A 26,122-nucleotide genomic window follows, 5' to 3' on the forward strand; every position below is an offset into this window, starting at 1 on the left:
CACATGGCGAAACGCATATCTCACAGACCGAACTGATCATCTACGCTGTGGTCACGCTTCGACGAGGAGGGGTCACGACATGAACGCCGCCCGGAACACCGCCAAGGAGACCGCCGTGTACACCCACGGCCACCACGAGTCGGTGCTGCGCTCGCACCGCTGGCGCACGGCCGCGAACTCCGCCGCGTACCTGATCGGCGACCTGCGCCCGGGGATGTCCGTCCTGGACGTGGGCTGCGGTCCGGGCACCATCACCGCCGACCTGGCGGAGCTGGTCGCGCCGGGCGGCCGGGTCACCGCCGTCGACGCCTCGGCGGACGTGGTCGCGCAGGCCCGGGCCCACGCGGAGGAACGCGGGGTGACCACCATCGAGTTCGGCACGGCGGACGTCCACGCGCTGGACTTCCCGGACGACTCCTTCGACGTGGTCCACGCCCACCAGGTGCTCCAGCACGTGGGCGACCCGGTGCAGGCGCTGCGCGAGATGCGGCGGGTGTGCCGGCCGGGCGGGATCGTGGCGGCGCGCGACGCCGACTACGCGGCGATGACCTGGTACCCGGCCGCGCCGGGCGTGGAGGCGTGGCAGAGCCTGTACCGGCGGGTCGCCCGCGCCAACGGCGGCGAACCGGACGCGGGCCGCCGCCTGCGGGCCTGGGCCCGCGCGGCGGGCTTCGAGGAGGTGACCGCGTCCGCGACGGCCTGGTGCTACGCCACCCCCGAGGAGACCGCCTGGTGGTCGGCCCTGTGGGCGGACCGCACCACGTCCTCCGCCTACGCCGAAACCGCCGCCGCGGGTGGCCACGCGACCCCGGCGGAGCTGGCCCACATGGCCGAGGCCTGGCGCGCCTGGGGCCAGGACCCCGACGCCTGGTTCTCGGTCCTGCACGGCGAAATCCTCTGCCGGGCCTAGGGGGTGCCGGCGCGTCCGGCCCCGCCGGGGCTCCGCCCCGCACCCCGCGCCTCGAACGCCGGTGAGGCTGCAATGGCCTGGCGCCGGCCACGTCCGGCCCCGCCCCCCGTTCGAGGCGCGGGGGCTGGGGCGGAGCCGGCAGCGGCGCTGTTGCCCTACGGGGACGGCCGCATGCGGAAGTCGTAGTGGGGTGGGAGGGGTCGGTCGGTGAGGGCCGACCACGCTTCCGAGAGGGTCTCCTCGCCCTCGCGCAGGTCCGGGATGTCGAAGCCGTCCTCGAAGACCCGGCGGGCCGCGGCCACATGGCCCTCCGCGGCCAGCAGCCGGGCGGCGAGGAGGCGGAAGCGGCCGTGTTCCCGCAGGGCCGGCCGGAGCCGGTCCCAGACGCGGCGGGCCTCCGGGAGGCGGCCGGCGGCCAGCAGGGCCGCCATCGCCTCGCGGCCCAGCGCGGCCTCCGCGGCCGCCCACCGCTCGCCGTCCCGGCTCTCTCCCGCCAGGTCCTCGAAGGCCTCCGCGAAGCCGGCGGCCGCCCGCAGGGGATCCCCGGCCAGCTCGTCCGCCACCGCCAGGCACCTCAGCAGCGGCCACCGCGACGGGGCCGACGCCAGTCCGCGCTCCCAGCTCCGTACCGCCTGGGCGATGTCACCGGCGTGCCACTGCGCCACCCCGAGGTGGTACTCCGTCAGCGGTTCCGCCGGGGCCGTCTCCAGCATGTCCCGCCAGTGCGCCGCGACCAGGCTCGGCCCCGGCGGCGCCGCCCGGCGCGGCTTCGGGAAGACACCCGTGCGCCACAGCTCCAGCCAGGGCTCCTGCTCCTCCCCGAGCGTGGACTGCTCGAAGGGGGTGCCCGGCAGGACCAAGCCCCCGCACAGCACCTCCAGCGCGCCCCACCCCGAGCCCTCCGCCAGCCGTTCCCCGGGTTCGGTGTCGGCGCAGCCGAGCCACGCCTTGTACGCCGCCTCCACCCGGTCGGCCGGCAGTGCCCGCGCCAGGGCTTCCTCCGCCGCGCCGCGGGCCGCCTTCCAGTCGGCGCCGTGCACGGCCGCCGGGTCCGCGGCCAGCGGCCCGTACGCCTCCAGCCAGCAGAACTCCGCCCCGGCGTCCAGCCGTACGTGCTCCAGCTGGGTACGGGCCAGCCCGGCCTGGATCTCCGCGTAACCGCCGGTGCCCGGCTCGGTGAGCCATTCCTGCCAGCGCCGGCCGCCGCCGCCCGCGCCCCACACGAACAGCTTGCGCCCGCGCAGCCGCCGCGTGGACGTCTGGACGAGCCCCTGCCCGCCGGCGTCCAGCGAGGCGATCCAGGGCCGGGCCCCGTCCGGGACCTCGTAGAAGAAGTCCGCCGGGTACTCGCTGCGCAGCGGGTACGTACGGTCCGCGCCCTGCCACTCCGGTACGGGGATGCGGCGCAGCGAACGCTCGTAGCCGAAGTGCCAGGCCTCGTCGGCGGGGACCAGGACGCGGGTGCCCGCGTCCTCGGGGACGGCGATGTTGGACCACCAGTACACGGGCGCGGGCCGCTCGTGCGGATTGCGCACGCGGACGCCGACGTAGAGGAACTCCGAGTCCTCCGGCAGCCACAGGTCCACCTGGAAGGGCAGGTCGCGCAGCCGCTCCCACTCCCACAGCCGCACCATCACTCCCCCGTCGGGGGCGGGGACGAGGGCGGCGTGCAGCGGGGCGCAGGAGAGGGTGGTGTGCCCGGTCGCGCCGGTGTTCCACTCGATGCCGCCGGAGAACCAGGCGCCGTTGAGGGCGAAGTTGGCCGGCTGGAACACCGGGTTGCGGTAGAGCAGTTCACGCCCGGTCGGCAGGTGGACGAGGGAGTGCACGCGCCCGCCCAGCCCCGGCAGGACGGTGACCCGCAGGTGCGCGTTCTCGATGACGATCGACTCGAACTCCAGCTCTGCGCGCGACCGTCCGTACCCGTCGAGGATCCGGACGGGCAGCAGCGAGCGCAGCGGCTCGTAGCCGATCTGCCGCGCCATGTCACGCGGCAGACCCTCGCGCGCCCGCTCGTCGAGTACGTGCACGCCGTCGGGCGCGCGCAGCGCGGGCAGCGGGTTCTCGGGCCCCAACGGGGCAGCCGGAAGAGTCAGTACGGCACGTCGGACGGTGGTGGCCATGAGGAAATGGAACACGCCACGGCGGCCGGTGCACAGGGGTTCCGCGGATCACCACCGGTCAGGATTACGCAAAGACCCTGCGGGGGTCTCGGCGGATCACGGCCGGGCGCGGGGCATTTCGGCGGTGAGCGCCCAGCGCTCGTGGTCGCGCCAGGCACCGTCGACGTACAGGAAGTCCGGGGAGAACCCCTCCAGCCGGAAGCCCGCCCCGCGCACCAGGGCGATCGAGGCCGCGTTGCCCGGCTGGATGTTGGCCTCCAGACGGTGCAGCCCGAGGCCGCCTTCCCCGGCCGGGGCGAAGGCATGCGTGAGGACCAGGCCGAGGGCCTCCCGCAGCAGCCCGCGCCCGGCGGCGTGCGCGAAGGCCCCGTAGCCGAGGGCCCCGCACCTGAAGGCGCCGTGCACGATGTTGTTGACGTTGACGAAGCCGGCGATGGCTCCGGTCTCCCGCTCGCAGACCAGGAACCCGGCCCGGGGTCCTTCCTCGATGAGCCCGGTCGCGTACGGCTCGTACTCCTCGACGGTGACGGGCGGGAACAGCCACGGGTGGTGGAGTTCGCGGCTCTCGTGCGCGCGTGCGGTGAACTCGGGGCCGTCGGCGAGCCGGAAGGGCCGCAGGCCCACCCGCTCGCCCTCGCGGAGGTACGCGGAAAAGATCATCCGCCCAGGCTAGGGGTATGCGAGCATCATCCGCGTGATCGAGAACCCCGACCGGACGAACGTGCTCCTGGCAGCGGCCCGCAACAACGCCGCCTGGTGCGACGCGGTCTGCCGCGCCCACGGCCTGCCCACGCACCTCGGCGAGGAGCTGTGGACCAGCGCCGGCCGGACCCCGCCGTTCTACCCCGACGCCGTGACGCTGGACGAGGCGGTGAGCGCGCCCGTGCTGCTCGCGGGGATCGACACCGAGAGCCCCGGCTGCTCGGTGAAGGACAGCTTCGCGGGCCTGGACCTGGCCGGGGACGGTTTCGAGGTGTTGTTCGACGCGCAGTGGATCCACCGTCCGGCCGGAGCCGCCGCCGCAGACCACGGTTCGCGGCTGGAGTGGTCCGCGGTGACCGCCCCGGAGGAGCTGGAGGCCTGGGAGGCGGCCCGGGACGGCGGGGAGAGCGGCGGCGTGTTCCGCCCGGCGCTGCTGACCGGGCGCATCGCCTTCCTCGCGGGCCGCGCGGGCGGCCGGATCGTCGCCGGGGCCGTCGCCAACGCGGACGCCGGAGTCGTCGGCCTGTCGAACGTGTTCGCGCACGACGACGCGGACACCGACGCGGCCTGGGCGGGCGCCCTCGCCGCGATCGCCGTCCGGTGGCCGGACCTGGACGTCGTCGGTTACGAGTCGGGCGCCGACGTGGACACGGCGCTGCGGCACGGCTTCACCGCCATCGGCCCGCTCCGGATCTGGTTGCACACCGCCTGACCCTCACCCGCCGGTGAAGAAGTCCGGTTTCCGCACCTCGAGCGACTCGGCCATGGCCCGCACGTCACTCTCGGGAACGATCGGACCGATGGTGGTGAAGGCCACGATGACGCCCTGGCGCTTGGCGATGTACCAGGTGGAGTCGTACCGGGAGGAGCGCCAGGTGTCGGGTGCCACCTGCTCACAGGGGGCCGCGTGGACCAGCCCGCCCAATCCCTCGAACTCGCAGGCGTCCGGCGGCGCGAAGCCGGCCACCATCGGTGCGACCTTCACCCAGACACCGCGCTTCTCCCGGTCGTCGGCGCCGGGCTTCACGGACGGCGGAAGCAGCAGGTAGTCGAAGGTGCCGCTGTACTTCCCGGCCGTGGGGAAGAGGATCCGGTAGCCCTTCAGGTCCGGGGCCAGCAACGGGACCCGGGAAGCCGCCAGTTCCCGCTCCACTCCGTCGGACACGCTCTTGTCGCCCATGACACCCGTCAGCGGCCACAGCAGCAGAAGGGCGGCGCCGAGCACCGCCCAGCGCCGGGGCGAAGCGGTACCGGGCAGGGTGACGGCGGCCGCGGCCGCGTACGACGCTGCCAGCAGGAGCGGAAGCGCGAGTGAGCCCGCCGGGCCCCCGGCCCCCACCCCCGCCCGGGAGAGCAGGTAGCCGGCCAGCACGGCCAGCAGGCCGCCGAGGAAGGCCACCCGCCCTGCGGGGCGGACACCCGCCACCCGCAGCAGCGCCCACCCGAGCAGCGTGCCGGCGAGCGGCACGGCGGCGAGCAGCAGCAGGCCGACCCCCAGACAGCCCCAGGGCTCCTCACTCCGGCAGAGGTCGTCGGAGTCCCATGGCAGCAGGGCGATCACCAGCCACACGACACCCAGCAGAGCCCCTGTGCCGGCGGGTCTGAGCAACGGTCGGAACACATCGCCCCCGCGCCGCGCCGCCGTGCCGCCCGCGCTGCCGTCTTCCCCCACCGTCACACCCGTCCCCGCCGTTCCACTCGTTGAGATCCGTTCCGGGAACCCATCGTGGTCGCGACGCCCCTGCCGCACCATGAGTACGGATACTCATCCGGCCGGCTAGAAGTCCAGGTCCAGGTTCAGGTCCAAGTCCAGGTCCAGCCGGGGTACATCGGGGCGGTCGAGTCCGAACACCTGGGCGTACAGGGAGAGTTCTGCCTCCAGCGCACGGATCATCGTGTCCGCCCGGCGGAAGCCGTGGCCCTCGCCCTCGAAGGCCACGTACGCGTGGGGTACGGACCGGCCGCGCAGGGCGGCCAGGAAGCGCTCCGCCTGGGCCGGCGGGCAGACCGGGTCGTCCAGGCCCTGGAGCAGGACGAACGGCGCCGTGATCCGGTCGGCGCGGGCCACCGGCGAGCGCTCGCGGCCGCGGACGGCCAGGGTCTGTGCCGGTCCGGCCAGGCTCTCGACGTAGCGGGACTCCAGATCGTGGGTCTCCTCGGCGAAGCCGAGCAGGTCCAGCACCGGGTAGATGATCGCCGCGCAGGCGTACAGGTCGGTGGCGGCCAGGGAGGCGGCCGCCGTCCAGCCGCCCGCGCTGCCACCGCGGATGGCGAGCCGGCGGGGGTCGGCGGTGCCCTCGGCGGCCAGTGCCCGGGCCACCGCCGCGCAGTCCTCCACGTCCACCACGCCCCACTGCTCGCGCAGCCGCTCCCGGTAGGCGCGGCCGTATCCGCTCGAGCCGCCGTAGTTGACCTCGACCACGCCGATGCCGCGCGAGGTGAAGTAGGCGATGTGGAGGTCGAGTACGGGCGGTACGTGGTCGGTGGGGCCGCCGTGCGCCCACACCACGTACGGGGGCAGCTCGTCGGCGGCGGCCCGTACGGCCGGGTGGTGCGGCGGGTAGACGTGGGCGTGGATCTCCCGGTCGTCGGGGCCGAGGAAGGTCCGGCTCTGGGGTTCCGGGTAGTAGGCCGGGTCCACCGGGTGCACGCCCTGTGCGCCGACGACCCGGGCGTGCCCGCTCGCGGTGTCGAGTTCGACGACCTCGTACGCGCTGCGCGGGCTGGCGGCGACCCCGTAGACGCGGGTCCCGTTGACGGCGAGGGTCGGCTGCCAGGCCGTCCAGGGTCCGGCCGCGTCGACGAGGTCCCCGCTCTCCGGGTCGAGGATGCCGAGCACCGAGGAGCCCTGGCCGTGCAGGACGGCGACGAGCCCGTCGGGGAGCGGCGCGAACCAGCGCAGTCCGGGCTTCCACAGGGGGCCGCCGAACTCCTCTTCCCGGGGGCACAGGTTGACGGCGTCGCCCGTTGTGGGGTCCACCCGGTACGGGTTCCACCAGCCGCTGCGGTCGCTCACCGCGAGGAGGGTTCCGCCGGCCGTCCACTCCACCTGGGCAATGGCCTCGTCGGGGCCGCCGATGAGGGTGCGCGGCCCGGCGAGGTTTCCGTCCGCGGTGATCTCGGCCAGCCGGAGCTCGGTGCCGTCCCAGGGCATCCGGGGGTGGTCCCAGACGAGCCAGGCCGCCCGCCGGCCGTCCGGGGAGATCCGGGGACCGGTGGTGAACCGGTGCCGGTCGTCCGTCAACTCCCTTACCGCAGAACGGTCTTGGGCCGCCGTTCCGTCCAGCGGTACGGCGGCCAGGACGCGGCGTACGTCGGTCGGCGCGGGTCCGGTGAACTCCTCGAGCACGCACCAGACCTCGGTGCCGCGCAGCACCGGATCGGCCCAGCGCAGTCCGCCGCCGACGGCGGAGACGGGCGTGAGGGGCCGCGGGCCGGGGGCGCCAGGCGCGTCGGGCTCGTAGGCGTACAGCCGCTGGTCGGCGAAGTGGACGAAGACCACCAGGGGCCCTCCGGCGGGCCGTCCGGTGCCGGCCCACGGACTGCCGCCGTATTCGGTGACCCGGCTGCGCACGTTCCAGGGGGCGGGCAGCACGGTGGTCTGCGGGCCGCCGTCGGCGGGGCGGCGCACCAGGGCCCGGCGGCCGCCCTCCTGCGGCCGGGGTTCGGTCCACCACACCTCGGGGCCGACCGTGCCGACGTACTCGGGGCGTCCGTCGAGGGAGGCGGCGAGCCCCGCGCCGATGGGCGAGGGCCAGCTTCCGTAGGGCAGGGTCACCGCCGCCATCACCGGACCCCGCTCACAGGATGCGCAGCGCGTGGTCGAGGACGCGGACGCCGAAGTGGAGCGCCTCGACGGGGACCCGCTCGTCGACGCCGTGGAAGAGCGCCCAGTAGTCGAAGCCCGGCGGCAGCTTGAGCGGGGAGAAGCCGTAGCCGGTGACGCCGAGGCGGGAGAACTGCTTCGCGTCGGTACCGCCCGCCATGCAGAAGGGCACCACGTGCCCGGCCGGGTCGAACCGCTCGACGGACTCGCGCAGGATCCGGTACGTCCGCCCGTCCACGGGGGCTTCGAGCGCCACCTCCCGGTGGTGGAACTCCCAGGTCACGTCGGGGCCGGTGAGTTCGTCCAGGGTGGCGATGAACTCGGCCTCGCCGCCCGGCAGCATCCGCCCGTCCACGTAGGCCGTGGCCTGGCCGGGGATCACGTTGAGCTTGTAACCGGCGCTCAGCATGGTGGGGTTGGCACTGTTGCGCACGGTCGCCTCGACCAGGACGGCGGCGGGCCCGAGTTCGGCGAGGACCGCGTCGAGGTCGAAGCCGGGGGCGCGCGGGTCGACCGACAGGCCGTGTGCGGCGGCGAGCTGGGTGATGCAGGCGGTGACGGTTTCGGTGAGCCGGACGGGCCAGTCGTACGCGCCGATGCGCGCCACGGCCGCGGCGAGGCGGCTGACGGCATTGGCCTTGTTGGGCTTGGAGCCGTGGCCGGCGGTGCCGTGCGCGGTGAGCTTCAGCCAGGCCGTGCCGCGTTCGCCTGCCGCGATGGGGTAGAGGGTCCGGCCGGGGCCGGTGTGCACGGTGAAGGCGCCGGATTCGCTGATGCCCTCCGTGCAGCCCTCGAAGAGGTGCGGGTGCCGGTCGGCGAGGAAGCCGGAGCCGTCAACGGCGCTGTCCTCCTCGTCGGCGGTGAAGGCGATCACGATGTCCCGGCGCGGCTTCACCCCCGTGCGCGCCCAGGACCGTACGACGGCCAGCACCATCGCGTCCATGTCCTTCATGTCCACGGCGCCGCGGCCCCAGACGACGCCGTCGCGGACCTCCCCGGAGAAGGGGTCGACGCTCCAGTCGGCGGCCTCGGCCGGGACCACGTCGAGGTGTCCGTGGACGAGCAGCGCCTCGGCGTCGCGGTCGGTGCCCTCGATGCGGGCGACGACATTGGTGCGGCCGGGGGTGCGCTCCAGGAGCACCGGCTCCAGCCCGGCGGCGGCGAGGCGCTCGGCGGCGTACTCGGCGGCGGGGCGCTCGCGGCAGTCGCCGCCGCCCCGGTTGGTGGTGTCGATCCGGATGAGGTCCGAGGTGAACTCGACGACCTCGTCGAGGGCGAGCGCGTCCACGCCGTCGGCCGGCGCCTCGGTTGTCAGAGTGTGCATGTCAGCCATACTGCTCCTCCACGGCCGCCGAGACGACCGTCGTCACTGCCTTGAACGTCCGGATCCCCTCGTACATCGTGCCGCTGGTGTACGAGACCCTGCGCTCCCCGCACCGCTCCGTGCCCGGGACCACCGTGGCGGCCAGGGCCAGGTGTTCGGCGTCGAACTCCAGCTCCACGGTGAAGGGGCCGCGGTGCACGGGATCGCGGCGGACCGCCAGGGCCATGGCCGCCTTGGCCGCGGCGCGGATGTCGGCGGCGGTGCGGGCCGGAGTCCGGCACACGGCGGCGTAGCGCGAGACGTGGTCCTTCACGGCGACGGTCACGGCGTCGGGAGCGTAGCCGGCGGCGTCGGCGCAGGTCAGGTCGTCGCCGGTGACCAGGATGACGGGGACCCCGAACTCGGCGACGACGTGGGCGTTGAGCAGTCCCTCGCTCGCGCGGACCCCGTTGACCCAGACGCCGGTGATGGAGTTGGCGAGGTAGGTGTGGGCGAGGACCCCCTCGGAGCCGGCTCCCGTGTGGTAGCCGACGAAGGCGATGCCGTCGACGTCTCCGTGCTGGACGCCCTCGACCATGGAGAGCGACTTGTGGCGGCCGGTGAGCATCTCGACGCGGGGGTCGAGCTTCTCCAGCAGCAGGTTCCGCATGGTCCAGTGGGCCTCGTTGACGAGGACCTGATCCGCCCCGCCGTCGTGGAAGCCGAGGACGGCCGCGTTGACGTCGGAGGTGAACATCGCCCGGCAGCGCTCCCACTGCGGGGTGCCGGGGAGCACGTCCGCGGGCCAGGTGACGCCCGTGGCGCCTTCCATGTCGGCGGAGATGAGGATCTTCATCGGGCCCCCGGGCGGTCGGTGGCGCGCGGCGCGGTGGCGCCCGGCGCGAACTCCACCCTAGCCCTCGGCACCCCGGCGGGCCCGGGGCCACGCCCGCTGCCGCGGGCCCGGCCGCCGCGGTCCGGGGGGCCGGTTCACCCGATCCGGTGAGGCCGTGTGCCCGGCCTCACCGTCAACGGACGGGCTCAGGACTCGACTTCGGCGGCGAGGTTGGCCAGCACGGTGTCGTAGATCCGGCCGAGGCCCTTGGGGGCGAAGGTGCGCTCGAAGAAGCCGCCGATGCCGCCGGCGCCGTTCCACACGGTGGTGACGACGGCCTTGGACTTGCCCTCGCCGGCCGGGGTGACCACCCAGGTGGTGACCATGGAGGAGTTGCGGTCCTTCTCCACCAGCTGGCCGTCGGTGGGCTCGGTGACCTCCAGCAGGCAGTCCCGCACGCGCTTGCTGGTGGCCTGGAGCTTCCAGTGCACCAGGGTCCCCTCGCCGTCGCCGCCCTCGCGCACCTCGTACTCGCTGAAGTGCTCGGGCAGCAGCTTCCCGCGGGTCCCGGTGTAGTCCGCCAGCGCGTCGAACACGGTCTCCGCGTCGGCCGCGATGATCCGCTCCGTGGTGGCCTCGACCTGCGCCATGGCTATTCCTCCAGCAGTTGTGATCGCTCGTCACGGCGAAGCCAACCACCTCCGGCGCGGTGGCCCAAATCCGGGTCGGACGTGGCAGCGGACGGACACCGGCAGGGTGTCGGCCGGCAGCCCCGCCAGGCCGGGTCGACGAGCCGGGGCGCGGCTCTGCGCGTCCGGGTCGAGCCGCAGCCCCCGCGGGCCACGGCCGGACGGGCGGCTCGCTGACCAGCTGCTTCCTCCCTCCGCACGATCATGGGAACGTTTGTTCTATTCTCGGGGGAGAGCTACCGAGGGAGGCGCTCATGCGCTGGGACAACCTGACCGAGGGCCCCACGGGTCCGGCCGCGCTCTTCGGGGCCGACGCCGTCGTGACGCGTACCTTCGACACGCCCGAGTTCCGCGGGATCACCTTCCACGAGGTGCGGGCGCGTTCGATCGTCAACCGGGTGCCCGGCGCCTCGCGCATGCCGTTCGAATGGACGGTCAATCCGTACAGGGGGTGCTCACACGCCTGCGTGTACTGCTTCGCCCGCAAGACCCACAGCTACCTCGACCTCGACACCGGCCTCGGCTTCGACTCGCAGATCGTCGTCAAGACGAACGCCCCCGACCTCCTGCGCCGCGAGCTCGCCGCACCCCGCTGGACCGGCGCGCACATCGCCATGGGCACCAACGTCGACTGCTACCAGCGCGCCGAGGGCCGCTACCGGCTCATGCCCGGGATCATCGAGGCACTGCGCGACCACGCCAACCCCTTCTCGATCCTCACCAAGGGCACGCTGATCCTGCGCGACCTCCCCCTCCTCCAGGAGGCCGCCGAGGTCACCGAGGTCGGGATCTCCGTCTCCGTCGGCTTCACCGACACCGGCCTGTGGCGGACCGTGGAGCCCGGCACGCCCTCCCCCGCCGCCCGGCTGGCGGCCGTACGGACGCTGACGGACGCCGGCATCGAGTGCGGGGTGCTCATGGCCCCGGTGATCCCCTTCCTCGGGGACGCGCCGGAGCAGCTGCGGGAGACGGTGCGCGCCATCGCCGCGTCGGGCGCGACCTCCGTGACACCCCTGGTACTCCATCTGCGGCCCGGAGCCCGCGAGTGGTTCACCGCCTGGCTGGGCGAGCACCACCCCGGGCTGGTGGAGCGGTACGAGCGGATGTACGCGGGCGGCTCCTACGCGCCCACCTGGTACCAGCGCCAGATCACCCGCCAAGTCCACCGGCTGGCCGCCGAATTCGGCATCGGCCCGACCGGCCGCGGGGCGGCCCGCCGGCTCGTCACCCCCGAGCGGCCCCCGGTGGGCGAGTCCGCCGAACCGACGCAGCTGACCCTCCTGTGACGCGCGCGACCCGCTGAAGGGTCATCACATCGGGCCAATAGGCAGCCCAATCCCGCCTTCCAGGCGTGGTTTCCGGGACGATTCCGCCCAGAACCCTCGGCTGGGAGGCCCCATGCTGCACCCCTTGAAGAAGCGCGCCGCTGTCCTGCTGTCGATCTCCACCGCCGTCGCCGCCGCCACGCTGGCGAGCCCGGTCACCGCCGCACCGGCGGCCCCGGCCCCCTCCAAGGCGGCCCTGCGCTGGACCGGCTGCGCGACCCCCCGCTACCCGACCCTCCAGTGCGCTTCCCTCAAGGTCCCCCTCGACCACGCCCGTCCCGCCGGCCGGCAGATCGCCCTCGCCCTGACCCGGGTGCCCCACACCGCGGCGACCTCCCAGGGCCCGCTGCTGGTCAACCCCGGCGGGCCGGGCGGCAGCGGCCGTACGCTCGCCGGGTTCGTCGCCTCCGCGCTCCCCAAGGACGTGGCCGCACAGTACGACGTGATCGGCTTTGACCCCCGCGGTGTGGGCAAGAGCGAGCCGGCCCTCGACTGCGGGGCCGGCCACTTCTCCCCCGTCCGGCCGGACTCCGTACCGCGCGACGAGGCCACCGAGGAGGCCAACCTGGACCGGGTGCGCTCCTTCGCCGAGTCCTGCCGGACGAAGTACGCGGAGGTGCTGCCGCACATCGACACCGTCTCGGCCGCCCGCGACCTCGAGGTGCTGCGCGGCGCGCTCGGAGCCGAGCGGATCAGCTACTTCGGCTACTCGTACGGGACCTACCTGGGCGCGGTGTACGCCAAGCTCCACCCCGGCCGGGTGCACCGGCTGGTCCTGGACTCCGTGGTCGACCCGGGCGGGGTCTGGTACGAGGACAACCTCTCCCAGGACCGTGCCTTCGACGCCCGCCACAAGGCCTTCCTGGCCTGGGTGGCGACGTACGACGAGACCTACCGGCTCGGCACCGATCCGGCGGAGGTCGAGGAGCGCTGGTACGCGATGCGGGAGGCCCTGCGCGAGACACCGGCGGGCGGGAAGGTGGGCCCGGCCGAGCTGGAGGACACCTTCATGCCGGGCAGCTACTTCAACGGCTACTGGCCCCACCTCGCCGAGGCCTTCGCGGCGTACGCGGTGAAGGCGGACCCCAAGCCGCTGGTGGCGGCGTACGAGCGGTTCGGCGCGGTGGAGCCCTCCGCGGGCAACGGCTACAGCGTCTACACGGCGGTGCAGTGCCGGGACTCGGCCTGGCCCAAGGACTGGAACCAGTGGCGCGCGGACATGTGGCGCACGCACGCCGAGGCGCCCTTCATGACCTGGAACAACGCCTGGTACAATGCCCCGTGCGCGTTCTGGCCGACGGAACCGCTCCAGGCCCCGGACGTGACCAACGCCGACCTGCCGCCGGCCCTCCTGCTCCAGGCGACGGAGGACGCGGCCACCCCGTTCGGCGGGGCGCTCAGCATGCGGGAGAAGCTGAAGGGCGCGGCCCTGGTGGTGGAGGAGGGCGGCGGCAACCACGGCATCTCGCTCAGCGGCAACAAGTGCCTGGACGAGAAGGTGTCGGCCTACCTGAAGACGGGCACGGCCGCGGACGCCACCTGCCCCGCCCAGCCGGCCCCGAAGCCGGCGGCGGCGACCCGCGCGGTCCCGTCTTCGGCGGGCGGCGCTGCCCTGCACGGCCTGCTGGGCTTCCGCGGCTGATCTTCAGCGGGCAGGATCCCGCATATGACCACGACTCCCGAGCGCAGCCACCTCACCCGCGTCCACGCCCCGGAGGGCGTCAGTCCCGGGACCGGATACAGCCACGTCGTCTGGGGCACCGGCCGGTTCGTCGCCGTATCCGGCCAGTGCGCCTTCGACGAGCGGGGCGAGGTGGTCGGCGAGGGCGACGCCGCCGCCCAGGCCCGGCAGGTGTTCGAGAACCTGCGCCGGTGCCTGGCGGCGGCCGGCGCCACGTTCGACGACGTCGTGAAGCTGACGTACTTCGTCACGGACGTGGCCCACCTCCCGGCGGTACGGGCGGCCCGCGACGCCGTCATCCCGGCGGACCGCCTGCCGGCCTCCTCGGCGGTCCAGGTCGCGGCGCTGTTCCGGCCCGACCTGCTGCTGGAGGTGGAGGCCTTCGCCGTCGTCCCGGTCGCCGGTGCCGGCGGGAACTAGTCCGCGGGAAGACCGCGCAGCGCGGCCGTCGCCGCCACCGCCAGCCGGGGGTGGGACTGGGCGCGGGTGAGGACTTCGCGGGCCCGGGGGTCGCCCAGGGCGCCGAGACCCTCGACGCAGGCGAGGGCGATCCGCCAGTACGGGTCGTGCGGGGACAACAGCCGGGACAGCGTCGCCATCAGTGCGGGGGCCGATTCCGGGGCCCGCAGCGCGGTGAGCAGCCGGACGGGCTGGAGGGCGTAGGCCGTGCGCAGGCCGTTGGTGGCCAGGGCGGCCGCAGCGCGGGCGGTGCGGGGGTCGCCCAGCGCGGCCAGCGCCTCGGCGGCGGCCGCGCAGCGCGGCGGGTCGCGGTGGTTGAGCAGCAGCACCAGGGACTCGAAGGCACGGCGGTCCCCCGCCAGTCCCAGCCGGTACGCGGCCAGTTCGCGGGCCCACAGGGGCAGCCCGGCCGAGGTCAGGGAGGCCGCCAGTTCGTCGGGGCCCGCCGCGAGGAGGACCTCGTACTCCGCACACTCCGGCGAACCGGCGGCTTCCGCCCGCAGTCGCTCCAGCACGTCGCTCACACCGCCACCCTAGGGCAGCCGTGTGATCGATGATCGATGATCGGTACATTTGGGCGGTACAGGTCACATCTCCGCACACTGGCGCGTCAGTTACCGACGGGTTACTGTCCTGGTAACACGCACGGGGACGGCCTGGTGACGCAGCCGCCTCGTGCCAGTCGGTTCATTCCGCACCGCCCCCACGGCGTGACCCCGGGACAGGGTTCCGCCGCCCGGGCCCGCCGGGTCCTCCCCTCCGGGCCCTCCGTACGGCTTCGTACGCCCCGTACGTTCCGCACGGCTGCTCCGTACGACCCGCACGGCTGTCCGCAACGGCTGTTCCGTTCGGATCCCCGTACGCCCTCCGTACGTTCCGCACGGCTCTTCCGTACGGCATTCCGCGCGCTGTGCACCGCGCGTCCCCCAGTCGTCACCCTCATCCACTGGAGTCCCTCGATGGACCGTCCGTCCAGTCACCCCACCCTCCAGACCATCGCCGTCGTCGGTCTCGGCACGATGGGCACCGGCATCGCCGAGGTCCTCGCCCGGGCCGGCCGCGAGGTCATCGGCATCGACATCAGCGAGGCCGCCGCCCGCCGGGCCGTGGCCTCCCTCGCCGCCGCCACCGCGCGCTCCGTCACCCGGGAGCTGCTCACCGAGCAGGAGCGGGCGGACGTCCTCGCCCGCTTCCGCACCTTCGGCGACCTCGCCGCGGCGGCCGAGGCGGACCTCGTCATCGAGGTCGTGCCCGAGTCGTACGAGCTCAAGCAGCAGGTGTTCCGGGAGCTCGACGCGATCGTGCGTCCCGACACGATCCTGGCCACCGGCACCAACGCCCTGTCGGTGACCCGCATGGCCGCCGAGTCGCAGCGCCCCGAGCGCGTGCTGGGCCTGCACTTCTTCAACCCGGCCCCGGCGATGAAGCTGGTCGAGGTCGTCTCCAGCGTGCTGACCGCCCCGCCGGCCGTCGAGGCGGTCACCGAACTGGCCCGCGAGCTCGGCAAGGAGCCCGTCTCGGTCGGCGACCGGCCCGGCTTCGTCGCCGACGGCCTGCTCTTCGGCTACCTCAACCAGGCCGCGGCCATGTACGAGGCCAAGTACGCCTCCCGCGAGGACATCGACGCGGCGATGCGGCTGGGCTGCGGCCTGCCCATGGGCCCGCTCGCGCTGCTCGACCTGATCGGCGTGGACACCGCCCGCACCGTCCTGGAGGCCATGTACTCGTCCTCCGGCGACCGGCTGCACGCCCCGGCCCCGATCCTCGGGCAGCTCGCCGAGGCCGGCCTGACCGGACAGAAGTCCGGGCGAGGCTTCTACACGTACGAGGCGCCGGGCAGCTCGGTGATCGTCCGCGACCTCCAGACCCCGCCCGACGGCGCTCTGCTCGGCGCGGGCCGCCCCGTCACCTCGGTCGGCGTGGCCGGCTCGGGCACGATGGCGAGCGGGATCGCGCAGGTCTTCGCGCAGGCCGGCTTCGCGGTCGTGCTCGCGGCCCGCAGCCAGGAGAAGGCGGAGGCGGCGAAGGCCGCGATCGGCAAGTCCCTGGGCCGTGCGGTGGCCAAGGGCAAGCTGACGGACGAGGCCGCGGCGCGGACGCTGGACCTGATCACCCCGGCCGGTTCGCTGGACGCCTTCGCCGAGGTGGACCTGGCCGTCGAGGCGGTGGCCGAGGACCTGGCCGTGAAGCAGGAGCTGTTCGCGGCCCTGGACAAGGTCTGCAAGCCGGGCGCCGTGCTGGCGACGACCACCTCCTCGCTGCCGGTGATCGCGGTGGCCCGCGTGACCTCGCGTCCGCAGGACGTGATCGGCATGCACTTCTTCAACCCGGCCCCGGCGATGAAGCTGGTCGAGGTGGTCCGCACGGTCCTGACGGCCGACGACGTGCACGCCACGGTCCGCGAGATCTGCGTGAAGGTGCGCAAGCACCCGGTGGACTGCGGGGACCGGGCCGGCTTCATCGTGAACGCGCTGCTGTTCCCGTACCTGAACAACGCGATCAAGATGGTCGAGCAGCACTACGCGAGCCTCGACCAGATCGACGCGGCGATGAAGCTGGGCGGCGGCTACCCGATGGGGCCCTTCGAGCTCCTCGACGTGGTCGGCCTCGACGTCTCGCTGGCCATCGAGAAGGTCCTCCACAAGGAGTTCCGCGACCCGGGTCTGGCCCCTTCCCCGCTGCTCGAGTTCCTGGTGGCGGCGGGCTGCCTGGGCCGGAAGACCGGCCGCGGATTCCGTGAGTACGCCCGCCGGTAACCGGACGCCCCCCGACCCCCGGCCGGGCCCTGAACCGGATGCGTGGGGAGGGCTCCTCGGGCCCGCCGGACCCTCACGGCGGGCAAACCCTCCCGACGAGCACTGTGTGCCCAGTGCCTGCCCTCCCCCGCATCCACCCGATCCCCGTCCGCCCGGCCCGCGGCCGCCCACCCCTGATCCACCCCTGTCCCACCCCCCTCAGGCGCGCTCACCCGCGCGAATGAAGTACTTTCGCTCTATGTCCCAGCCCGCCAAGACCTCGCCCCGCGCCTCCTCGGCCGCCGATGCCCCGGAGAGCGCGGCCGGCACCCGGGCTGCCGCTCAGCGGCTCAAGATGCGCCGCGAGCTCGCCGCGGCCGCCATGGAGCTGTTCGCGACCAAGGGGTACGAGGCGACGACGGTCGACGAGATCGCCGCGACCGCCGGGGTGGCCCGCCGGACCTTCTTCCGGCACTTCCGCTCCAAGGAAGAGGCGATCTTCCCCGACCACGACGACACCCTGACCCGCGCCGAGGCCGTCCTCGACGTGGCCCCCGCGCACGAGCACCCGCTCGACACGGTGTGCCGGGGGATCAAGGAAGTCATGAAGATGTACGCCGCCTCGCCGGCGGTGTCGGTGGAGCGCTACCGGCTGACCCGTGAGGTGCCGGCGCTGCGGGAGCGGGAGATCGCCTCGGTGGCCCGGTACGAGCGGCTGTTCACCCGCTACCTGCTGGCCCACTTCGACGAGACCGACCACCACGACGGCAACGACGATCCGCTGCTGGCCGAGGTGGCCGCCTCGGCGGTGGTGACCGCCCACAACCACGTCCTGCGGCGCTGGCTGCGGGCGGGCGGCCAGGGGGACGTGGAGGCGCAGCTGGACCACGCCTTCTCGATCGTCCGCAAGACCTTCGGCACGGGCATCGGCGCGGGCCGCACCCTGAGCACGGCCGCGCCGGCCGCCGCCCCGGCGGCGGTCCGCACGGAGGGCGAGGTGCTGGTGGCGGTGGCCCGCACCGACGCCCCGCTGGACGAGGTCATGCGGACCATCGAAGAGGCACTGCGCAACAAGTAGTCGGACCGCGCCCCGCGCGACCCTCGTCACACAGGCCGCCCCCGGACCCCCGGGGGCGGCCTTTTTATGCCCGACTTGTCCCTACTCGCGGGTAACTCTGATCGATCATCGCTCATATGCGCAGGTCAATAGGCAAATGAGAGAAAGTTTTGGCACGCGGTGCCTTGTCGAGTGACACGGGGTGCCATACGTTGAATCCCGTCCGGACGTCCCCGCGGTCCACGCCCCACCCGGCGAAGACCGCGCCCCGGATGCCTGCGTCACCAGGCCCCCGCACGCCCCACCACGGGCGCGCCCGCACCACAGCTCCGCCGAACCGACGGCACCCACACCACCCGCTCCACGCACCTGCGTATCCCTCAGCGCACCCTCATCAGCGCTAGCCGGAGGCTCTACCGTGAAGGACATCCTGGACGCGATCCAGTCGCAGGCCGCTACGGCCGCCGACTTCGCGGCCCTGCCGCTCCCCGACTCGTACCGCGCGATCACCGTGCACAAGGACGAGGTGGAGATGTTCGCCGGGCTCACCACCCGCGAGAAGGACCCGCGCAAGTCCCTGCACCTCGACGAGGTCCCGCTGCCCGAGCTGGGCCCGGGCGAGGCCCTGGTGGCCGTGATGGCCTCCTCGGTCAACTACAACTCCGTGTGGACCTCGATCTTCGAGCCGGTGTCCACCTTCAGCTTCCTGGAGCGGTACGGGAAGCTCAGCGAGCTCACCAAGCGCCACGACCTCCCGTACCACATCATCGGCTCCGACCTCGCGGGCGTCGTGCTGCGCACAGGCCCCGGCGTCAACGCCTGGAAGCCGGGCGACGAGGTCGTCGCGCACTGCCTGTCGGTCGAGCTGGAGTCCTCCGACGGCCACAACGACACGATGCTCGACCCCGAGCAGCGCATCTGGGGCTTCGAGACCAACTTCGGCGGTCTGGCCGAGATCGCGCTCGTCAAGTCGAACCAGCTGATGCCCAAGCCCGGCCACCTCAGCTGGGAGGAGGCCGCCTCCCCCGGCCTGGTCAACTCCACCGCCTACCGCCAGCTGGTCTCCCGCAACGGCGCCGGCATGAAGCAGGGCGACAACGTCCTGATCTGGGGCGCCAGCGGCGGACTCGGCTCCTACGCCACCCAGTTCGCCCTGGCCGGCGGTGCCAACCCGATCTGCGTGGTCTCCAGCCCCGAGAAGGCGGACATCTGCCGCGCGATGGGCGCGGAGGCGGTCATCGACCGCAACGCCGAGGGCTACAAGTTCTGGAAGGACGAGCACACCCAGGACCCGAAGGAGTGGAAGCGCTTCGGCAAGCGCATCCGCGAGCTGACCGGCGGCGAGGACATCGACATCGTCTTCGAGCACCCGGGCCGCGAGACCTTCGGCGCCTCGGTCTACGTCACCCGCAAGGGCGGCACCATCACCACCTGTGCCTCCACCTCGGGCTACATGCACGAGTACGACAACCGGTACCTGTGGATGTCGCTCAAGCGGATCATCGGCTCGCACTTCGCGAACTACCGCGAGGCGTGGGAGGCCAACCGCCTCATCGCCAAGGGCAAGATCCACCCCACCCTGTCGAAGGTCTACTCGCTGGAGGAGACCGGCCAGGCCGCCTACGACGTCCACCGCAACCTCCACCAGGGCAAGGTCGGCGTCCTCGCGCTGGCCCCCGAGGAGGGCCTGGGCGTGCGCGACCCCGAGATGCGCGAGAAGCACCTCGACGCCATCAACCGCTTCCGCAACATCTGAGACCGTTCAAGGGCCAAAGGGACAGCCTGAGATGACAGAGCGCCAGAAAGACCGTCCGTGGCTCATGCGGACGTACGCCGGCCACTCCACGGCCGAGGCGTCCAACGAGCTGTACCGCCGCAACCTCGCCAAGGGCCAGACCGGCCTGTCGGTCGCGTTCGACCTGCCGACGCAGACCGGCTACGACCCCGACCACATCCTCGCCCGCGGCGAGGTGGGCCGGGTCGGGGTCCCGGTCTCCCATCTGGGCGACATGCGGCGGCTGTTCCAGGACATACCCCTGGAGCAGATGAACACCTCGATGACGATCAACGCCACCGCCATGTGGCTGCTGGCGCTCTACCAGGTGGCCGCCGAGGAGCAGGGGGCGGACATCTCCCTGCTCCAGGGCACCACCCAGAACGACATCGTCAAGGAGTACCTCTCGCGCGGGACGCACGTCTTCCCGCCCGGGCCGTCCCTCCGCCTGACGACGGACATGATCGCGTACACGGTCAACCACATCCCGAAGTGGAACCCGATCAACATCTGCTCGTACCACCTCCAGGAGGCGGGGGCGACCCCGGTCCAGGAGATCTCGTACGCGATGTCGACCGCGATCGCCGTGCTGGACTCGGTGCGCGACTCGGGCCAGGTGCCCGAGGAACGCTTCGGCGAGGTGGTCGCCCGTATCTCCTTCTTCGTGAACGCGGGCGTCCGCTTCATCGAGGAGATGTGCAAGATGCGCGCCTTCGGCCGCATCTGGGACCGGATCACCCACGAGCGCTACGGCATCGAGAACGAGAAGCAGCGCCGCTTCCGGTACGGCGTCCAGGTCAACTCGCTGGGCCTGACCGAGGCGCAGCCGGAGAACAACGTCCAGCGCATCGTGCTGGAGATGCTGGCGGTCACCCTCTCCAAGGACGCCCGGGCCCGGGCGGTCCAGCTGCCCGCCTGGAACGAGGCGCTGGGCCTGCCCCGGCCCTGGGACCAGCAGTGGTCGCTGCGCATCCAGCAGGTCCTGGCGCACGAGAGCGACCTGCTGGAGTACGAGGACATCTTCGCGGGGTCCCACGTCATCGAGGCCAAAGTCGACTCCCTGGTCGCCGACTGCCTGGCCGAGATCGACCGGATCCAGGAGATGGGCGGCGCGATGGCCGCCGTCGAGTCCGGGTACCTGAAGTCCCAGCTGGTCTCCTCGCACGCCGAGCGCCGCGCCCGGATCGAGGCCGGCGAGGACAAGATCGTCGGCGTCAACTGCTTCCAGCAGACCGAGGAGAACCCGCTCACCGCCGACCTCGACGGCGCCATCATGACGGTGGACCCGGCCGTGGAGGCGCTGACCGTCGAGCGCATCGGCCGCTGGCGGACCGAGCGCGAGGAGTCCTCGCAGCGGCAGGGGGGCGGCGACCCGTTCGTCTTCCCCACCACCCGGCAGGCGCTGGAGCGCCTCAAGGAGGCCGCGGCGGGCACCGAGAACCTGATGGAGGCCACCCTGGAGTGCGCCCGGGCCGGTGTCACCACCGGCGAGTGGGCGAGTGCGCTCCGCGAGGTGTTCGGCGAGTTCCGCGCCCCGACCGGGGTCTCCTCGGCCCCGGTGGCGGTCACCGCCGAGCCGGGCACGCCGATGGCCCTGGTGCGCGAGAAGGTCTCCCGTACGGCCGACGAGCTCGGCTCCGGCCGGCTGCGCCTGCTGGTCGGCAAGCCCGGCCTGGACGGGCACTCCAACGGCGCCGAGCAGATCGCCGTGCGGGCCCGCGACGCGGGCTTCGAGGTGGTCTACCAGGGCATCCGGCTGACACCGGAGGAGATCTCCTCGGCCGCGCTGGCCGAGGACGTGCACTGCGTGGGACTGTCCATCCTGTCCGGCTCGCACAGCGCGCTCGTGCCGGACGTACTGGAAAGGCTCCGCGCGGCGGGGGCGGGTGACATTCCCGTCATCGTCGGCGGCATCATTCCGAACGCCGATGCCGTGGCGCTGAAGGCGGCCGGTGTGGCCGCCGTCTTCACGCCGAAGGACTTCGGCATCACGGAGATCATCGGCCGTATCGTCGACGAGATCCGCAAGGCCAACAAGCTCCATCCTCTCGAAATCGTTGCAAGCACGGAGGTCCCCGCATGACCACGCCAGTCCACCCGGTGAACCGCCTTCGCCCGCGTCGCTCCTGCCTCGCGGTGCCCGGCTCGAACCCGCGGTTCCTCGAGAAGGCCCAGGGGCTGCCGGCCGACCAGGTCTTCCTCGACCTGGAGGACGCCTGCGCGCCGCTCGCCAAGCCGGAGGCCCGGCACACCATCGTCAAGTTCCTGAACGAGGGTGACTGGACCGGCAAGACCCGTGTGGTCCGCGTCAACGACTGGACGACCCACTGGACCTACCGCGACGTGGTCACCGTCGTCGAGGGGGCCGGCCAGAACCTCGACTGCATCATGCTGCCGAAGGTCCAGAACGCCGAGCAGATCGTGGCGCTGGACCTGCTGCTGACGCAGATCGAGAAGACGATGGGCTTCGAGGTCGGCAAGATCGGCATCGAGGCGCAGATCGAGAACGCCCAGGGCCTCAACAACGTCAACGCGATCGCCCAGGCCTCGCCGCGCGTCGAGACGATCATCTTCGGCCCGGCCGACTTCATGGCCTCCATCAACATGAAGTCCCTGGTCGTCGGCGAGCAGCCGCCCGGCTACCCGGCGGACGCCTACCACTTCATCCTGATGAAGATCCTGATGGCGGCCCGCGCCAACAACCTCCAGGCGATCGACGGCCCCTACCTCCAGATCAAGAACGTGGACGGCTACCGCGAGGTGGCCGGCCGCGCCGCCGCCCTCGGCTTCGACGGCAAGTGGGTGCTGCACCCGGGCCAGGTCGACGCGGCGAACGAGGTCTTCTCCCCCTCGCAGGCCGACTACGACCACGCCGAGCTGATCCTCGACGCGTACGAGTGGTGCACCTCCGAGGCCGGCGGCAAGAAGGGCTCCGCGATGCTCGGCGACGAGATGATCGACGAGGCCAGCCGCAAGATGGCCCTGGTCATCGCGGGCAAGGGCCGCGCCGCCGGCATGCAGCGCACGTCCAAGTTCGAGATCCCGGAGGCCTAGGACCATGCAGTTCGGACGCACGTACGAGGAGTTCGAGGTCGGCGCGGTCTACAAGCACTGGCCCGGAAAGACGGTCACGGAGTACGACGACCACCTCTTCTGTCTGCTGACCATGAACCACCACCCGCTCCACATGGACAGCAATTACGCCGAGAACACCACGGACTTCGGCAAGAACGTGGTCGTGGGCAACTACATCTACTCGCTGCTGCTCGGCATGTCCGTGCCGGACGTCTCCGGGAAGGCCATCGCCAACCTGGAGATCGAGTCCCTGCGGCACGTGGCGCCGACCTTCCACGGCGACACCATCTACGGCGAGACCACGGTCCTCGACAAGACCCCCTCGAAGTCGAAGAACGACCGCGGGATCGTCTACGTCGAGACCAAGGGCTACAAGCAGGACGGCACCCTCGTCTGCGTCTTCCGGCGCAAGGTGATGGTCCCGACCGAGACGTACATCAAGGAGCGCGGCGGCGAGCAGCCCGGCCGCCCGCAGCTGAAGGAACAGGGGAAGTAGCCATGGCCCGACTCGCCCAGACCGCCGGGCTGAACGACGTCCAGCGGGAGATCCTCAAGACCGTCCGCGAGTTCGTCGACAAGGAGATCATCCCGGTCGCGACCGAGCTGGAGCACCGCGACGAGTACCCGCAGCAGATCGTCGACGGCCTCAAGGAGCTCGGCCTCTTCGGGCTGATGATCCCGGAGGAGTACGGCGGCCTGGGTGAGTCGCTGCTCACCTACGCGCTGTGCGTGGAGGAGATAGCGCGGGGCTGGATGTCCGTCTCGGGCATCATCAACACGCACTTCATCGTGGCGTACATGCTCAAGCAGCACGGCACGCAGGAGCAGAAGGACTACTTCCTGCCCCGCATGGCGCTGGGCGAGGTGCGCGGCGCGTTCTCGATGTCCGAGCCGGGGCTGGGCTCCGACGTGTCGGCCATCACCTCGAAGGCGGTGAAGGACGGCGACGAGTACGTCCTGAACGGCCAGAAGATGTGGCTGACGAACGGCGGCAGCTCCACGCTGGTGGCCGTCCTCGTCCGGAGTGACGAAGGACACCCCGAGGGCACGGCGCCCCACAAGTCGATGACGACCTTCCTCGTCGAGAAGGAGCCCGGCTTCGGTGAGGTCCGCCCCGGCCTGACCATCCCCGGCAAGATCGACAAGATGGGCTACAAGGGCGTCGACACGACCGAGCTCATCATGGACGGACTGCGCATTCCGGCCAATCGTGTCCTCGGCGGCCAGACCGGCCGAGGGTTTTACCAAATGATGGACGGGGTCGAGGTCGGCCGCGTCAACGTGGCGGCGCGTGGCTGCGGCGTCGCTCAGCGTGCGTTCGAACTGGGTGTCTCGTATGCCCAGCAACGTCACACTTTCGGCAAGGCGATCGCCGAGCACCAGGCCATCCAGTTCAAGCTGGCCGAGATGGCTACCAAGGTCGAGGCCGCCCATGCCATGATGGTCAACGCAGCACGCAAAAAGGACTCCGGGGAACGAAACGACCTCGAAGCAGGGATGGCGAAGTACCTCGCCTCCGAGTACTGCAAGGAGGTCGTGGAGGACGCCTTCCGTATCCATGGCGGCTACGGGTTCTCGAAGGAGTACGAGATCGAGCGCCTCTACCGGGAGGCTCCGATGCTGCTGATCGGTGAAGGTACCGCCGAGATTCAGAAAATGATCATCGGGCGACGCCTGCTCGAGGAGTACCGACTCCAGGGCTGAAAGTACCTTTTGCGGCGGATCCTCCCCGGATCCGTCGCAGAAGTGTCACTGGCAGTCACTGGCCGACGGCCATCGACTCGGCTTCTGGCTTGCCCAGTTGTTGCGTGCAACCGATAGCATTCCAGTAAGCCGCCGTCCCGTCCCCCTGTTTGCGGCGCGGCAATCACCCCGCTACGAAGGTCATCCATGCCCCACAGCCAAACCTCTGCACCTCGCGACAGCCTCCTTGGCGTACGCCTCGCGCGCGGAGCATCGCCGTGGCTTCTGCCGACCGTCGCCACCGCGGCGCTCAGCCTCACCCGGGCCCGCAAGTCCGGACGCTGGGCCGCGGCAGCCGTGCCCGCCACCGCTCTCGCGGCGGGCATGCTGTGGTTCTTCCGCGACCCCGAGCGTGAGATCGCCCAGGGCCGTGTCATCTCGCCCGCCGACGGTGTGGTGCAGAGCATCATGCCGTGGAAGGACGGGCGGACCCGGGTCGCGATCTTCATGAGCCCGCTGAACGTCCACGTCAACCGCGCGCCCCTCGCGGGCACGGTGACGTCCGTGGAGCACATCCCCGGCGGATTCGTCCCGGCGTTCAACAAGGAGAGCGAGAACAACGAGCGCGTCGTCTGGCACTTCGACACCGAGCTCGGTGACATCGAGATGGTGCAGATCGCCGGTGCGGTGGCCCGCCGCATCGTCCCGTACCTGCCGGCCGGCACCAAGGTCGAGCAGGGCGAGCGCATCGGTCTGATCCGCTTCGGTTCGCGCGTCGACATCTACCTCCCGGAGGGCGTCGAGGTCGCGGTCGAGGTCGGTCAGGCCACCACCGCGGGGGTGACCCGAATTGACCGTGACTGACCCTGAGACTCCCGCCGCAGGCTGGGTTCCGGAGTCCGCCGAGGAGGAGTCCGCCGAGGACGACATGCCGCTGTCGCTGCGGCTGTCGATAGCGGACACCCTCACCCTCGGCAACGCGACGTGCGGATTCATGGCGGTGTACTTCACCACCACCGGGATCCTCATTCCGCACCTCACCGGCAGCGGCGAGTCGGGCATGGCCCGCAGCAGCGCCGCCACGGCGGTGATACTGATGCTCCTCGCCGCGGTGTTCGACCTCTTCGACGGCATCGTGGCCCGCAAGCTGCGCAGCTCGCCGATGGGTGCCGAGCTGGACAACCTGTCCGACCTGATCAGCTTCGGGCTGGCGCCCGCCTACTTCGTGCTCGTCTACGGCATGGTCGCCGTCGACGCGCACCAGAAGATGTCGGCGCTGGCCGCGATCGTGGTCCTGCTGGCAGTGGTGCTCAGGCTCGCGAGATTCAGCTGCGTGACGATGAAGGACGGCATGTTCCAGGGCATGCCGAGCCCCTTCGGCGCGCTGACGGTCGTCTCGATCGTGCTGCTGGAACTGCCGTTCGTCCCGACGCTGCTGGCGATCATCGGCGTGGCCTGGCTGATGGTGAGCCGGGTCGAGTACCCGAAGCCGCGGGGTGTCCTCGCGGTGGCGATGCTCAGCTGGATCGTCGGGGCCATGGGGCTCCTGGCGGCCTGGGCGTTCGACGCGCCGGGCGGCCAGCTGCTGCTCCAGACCGGCTGCGCGCTGCAGATCGCTATGGCGGCGACGATTCCACTGTTCGCGACGACCCGCCGGGCGAACACGTTCCGGCACAACCGCCGCGAGGCCCGCGCCGCGACGCGCTGACGCCGCGCCGGCCGTACCAGGAGGGCCCCCGGATGCCATCGGCATCCGGGGGCCCTCCCCCCTTTTCCCGTCCCACCGGCTGCGGGGGCCGAGCCCGGCTCGCACGGGAAGGCCTCCCGCCTAACTATTCGGTGGTGCGATGTTGAACGACCCATGCTTGTCCCACGGCCCGTTGTCCCAGGTCCCGTCCCACCACTGCGACCGCACCGAACCGTCCGGACCGAGCCAGAAGACGTC

At 72.0% G+C, this 26,122-nt stretch carries 22 protein-coding genes; 14 read left to right on the forward strand and 8 right to left on the reverse strand.

Going from position 1 to position 26,122, the window contains the following annotated elements; genetic code table 11:
* Positions 1-79 precede the first annotated feature (79 nt).
* On the forward strand, positions 80-910 hold the full coding sequence (locus ACIP5M_RS12250; RefSeq protein WP_401195436.1) for a class I SAM-dependent methyltransferase: 831 nt from the start codon (positions 80-82) through the stop codon (positions 908-910).
* Positions 911-1,065: 155 nt separating this feature from the next.
* On the opposite strand, the gene ACIP5M_RS12255 is transcribed toward ACIP5M_RS12250, so the two are convergent.
* Together ACIP5M_RS12255 and ACIP5M_RS12260 are read right to left on the reverse strand one after the other, a co-directional pair.
* Complete coding sequence (locus ACIP5M_RS12255; protein ID WP_401195438.1) at positions 1,066-3,033, reverse strand: DUF5107 domain-containing protein; 1,968 nt, start codon at positions 3,031-3,033, stop codon at positions 1,066-1,068.
* 96 nt (positions 3,034-3,129) lie between these two features.
* The gene (locus ACIP5M_RS12260; protein ID WP_401195440.1) at positions 3,130-3,693 is read right to left on the reverse strand and encodes a GNAT family N-acetyltransferase; all 564 of its coding nucleotides are present in this window, start codon (positions 3,691-3,693) and stop codon (positions 3,130-3,132) included.
* Positions 3,694-3,727: 34 nt separating this feature from the next.
* Between ACIP5M_RS12260 and ACIP5M_RS12265 the strand changes: the two genes are divergently transcribed.
* Positions 3,728-4,447, forward strand: coding sequence for a hypothetical protein (locus ACIP5M_RS12265; RefSeq protein ID WP_401195443.1), 720 nt, complete (start codon positions 3,728-3,730; stop codon positions 4,445-4,447).
* Between the two features lie 3 nt (positions 4,448-4,450).
* On the opposite strand, the gene ACIP5M_RS12270 is transcribed toward ACIP5M_RS12265, so the two are convergent.
* From ACIP5M_RS12270 to ACIP5M_RS12290, 5 genes are all read right to left on the reverse strand, one after another.
* Positions 4,451-5,305, reverse strand: a complete 855-nt coding sequence (locus tag ACIP5M_RS12270; protein WP_401195445.1) for a hypothetical protein — start codon at positions 5,303-5,305, stop codon at positions 4,451-4,453.
* Between the two features lie 207 nt (positions 5,306-5,512).
* Positions 5,513-7,522, reverse strand: coding sequence for a prolyl oligopeptidase family serine peptidase (locus ACIP5M_RS12275; RefSeq protein WP_401195448.1), 2,010 nt, complete (start codon positions 7,520-7,522; stop codon positions 5,513-5,515).
* A 13-nt stretch (positions 7,523-7,535) separates the two neighbouring features.
* Positions 7,536-8,885 carry a M20/M25/M40 family metallo-hydrolase gene (locus ACIP5M_RS12280; RefSeq protein ID WP_401195450.1) on the reverse strand — a complete coding sequence of 450 codons (1,350 nt, stop codon included), beginning with the start codon at positions 8,883-8,885 and terminating at the stop codon, positions 7,536-7,538.
* 1 nt (position 8,886) lies between these two features.
* Positions 8,887-9,720 carry a M55 family metallopeptidase gene (locus ACIP5M_RS12285; protein WP_401195453.1) on the reverse strand — a complete coding sequence of 278 codons (834 nt, stop codon included), beginning with the start codon at positions 9,718-9,720 and terminating at the stop codon, positions 8,887-8,889.
* Between the two features lie 185 nt (positions 9,721-9,905).
* The gene (locus ACIP5M_RS12290; RefSeq protein ID WP_401195455.1) at positions 9,906-10,349 is read right to left on the reverse strand and encodes an SRPBCC family protein; all 444 of its coding nucleotides are present in this window, start codon (positions 10,347-10,349) and stop codon (positions 9,906-9,908) included.
* Positions 10,350-10,642: 293 nt separating this feature from the next.
* Between ACIP5M_RS12290 and ACIP5M_RS12295 the strand changes: the two genes are divergently transcribed.
* The 3 genes from ACIP5M_RS12295 (at position 10,643) to ACIP5M_RS12305 (ending at position 13,814) form a co-directional block, all read left to right on the forward strand.
* Positions 10,643-11,674, forward strand: coding sequence for an Rv2578c family radical SAM protein (locus ACIP5M_RS12295; RefSeq protein ID WP_401195457.1), 1,032 nt, complete (start codon positions 10,643-10,645; stop codon positions 11,672-11,674).
* Positions 11,675-11,786: 112 nt separating this feature from the next.
* A complete protein-coding gene (locus ACIP5M_RS12300) occupies positions 11,787-13,355 on the forward strand; it encodes an alpha/beta hydrolase (RefSeq protein WP_401195460.1) in 1,569 nt (522 codons plus the stop codon).
* 24 nt (positions 13,356-13,379) lie between these two features.
* Positions 13,380-13,814: a RidA family protein gene (locus ACIP5M_RS12305; RefSeq protein WP_401195462.1), complete on the forward strand. Its 435-nt coding sequence runs from the start codon at positions 13,380-13,382 to the stop codon at positions 13,812-13,814.
* Here the strand turns inward: ACIP5M_RS12305 and ACIP5M_RS12310 are convergent.
* The gene (locus ACIP5M_RS12310; RefSeq protein ID WP_401195464.1) at positions 13,811-14,377 is read right to left on the reverse strand and encodes an adenylosuccinate lyase; all 567 of its coding nucleotides are present in this window, start codon (positions 14,375-14,377) and stop codon (positions 13,811-13,813) included. The two genes, ACIP5M_RS12305 and ACIP5M_RS12310, sit on opposite strands and share 4 nt — an antisense overlap.
* 435 nt (positions 14,378-14,812) lie before the next feature.
* Between ACIP5M_RS12310 and ACIP5M_RS12315 the strand changes: the two genes are divergently transcribed.
* From ACIP5M_RS12315 to pssA, 9 genes are all read left to right on the forward strand, one after another.
* The gene (locus ACIP5M_RS12315; protein WP_401195466.1) at positions 14,813-16,609 is read left to right on the forward strand and encodes a 3-hydroxyacyl-CoA dehydrogenase family protein; all 1,797 of its coding nucleotides are present in this window, start codon (positions 14,813-14,815) and stop codon (positions 16,607-16,609) included.
* A 238-nt stretch (positions 16,610-16,847) separates the two neighbouring features.
* A complete protein-coding gene (locus tag ACIP5M_RS12320) occupies positions 16,848-17,666 on the forward strand; it encodes a TetR family transcriptional regulator (protein WP_401195468.1) in 819 nt (272 codons plus the stop codon).
* Between the two features lie 397 nt (positions 17,667-18,063).
* The gene (ccrA, locus tag ACIP5M_RS12325; protein ID WP_401195471.1) at positions 18,064-19,401 is read left to right on the forward strand and encodes a crotonyl-CoA carboxylase/reductase; all 1,338 of its coding nucleotides are present in this window, start codon (positions 18,064-18,066) and stop codon (positions 19,399-19,401) included.
* Between the two features lie 31 nt (positions 19,402-19,432).
* Complete coding sequence (locus ACIP5M_RS12330; protein WP_401195473.1) at positions 19,433-21,502, forward strand: protein meaA; 2,070 nt, start codon at positions 19,433-19,435, stop codon at positions 21,500-21,502.
* Positions 21,499-22,473 (forward strand): HpcH/HpaI aldolase/citrate lyase family protein, encoded by a 975-nt coding sequence (locus ACIP5M_RS12335; protein ID WP_401195476.1) that lies wholly within the window; start codon positions 21,499-21,501, stop codon positions 22,471-22,473. Before ACIP5M_RS12330 ends, ACIP5M_RS12335 begins: the two co-directional genes overlap by 4 nt.
* Positions 22,474-22,477: 4 nt before the next feature.
* Positions 22,478-22,990 carry a MaoC family dehydratase gene (locus ACIP5M_RS12340; protein ID WP_030155134.1) on the forward strand — a complete coding sequence of 171 codons (513 nt, stop codon included), beginning with the start codon at positions 22,478-22,480 and terminating at the stop codon, positions 22,988-22,990.
* A 2-nt stretch (positions 22,991-22,992) separates the two neighbouring features.
* Entirely contained in the window at positions 22,993-24,198 is a 1,206-nt protein-coding gene (locus ACIP5M_RS12345; protein WP_401195478.1) for an acyl-CoA dehydrogenase family protein, read from the forward strand.
* A gap of 186 nt (positions 24,199-24,384) precedes the next feature.
* Positions 24,385-25,041: a phosphatidylserine decarboxylase gene (locus ACIP5M_RS12350; RefSeq protein WP_030010161.1), complete on the forward strand. Its 657-nt coding sequence runs from the start codon at positions 24,385-24,387 to the stop codon at positions 25,039-25,041.
* 64 nt (positions 25,042-25,105) lie between these two features.
* On the forward strand, positions 25,106-25,885 hold the full coding sequence (gene pssA / locus ACIP5M_RS12355; protein WP_401196295.1) for a CDP-diacylglycerol--serine O-phosphatidyltransferase: 780 nt from the start codon (positions 25,106-25,108) through the stop codon (positions 25,883-25,885).
* Positions 25,886-26,122 lie beyond the last annotated feature (237 nt).

Origin of the sequence: Streptomyces sp. NPDC088762 (assembly GCF_044750905.1) — a bacterium.
Lineage (GTDB): Bacteria > Actinomycetota > Actinomycetes > Streptomycetales > Streptomycetaceae > Streptomyces.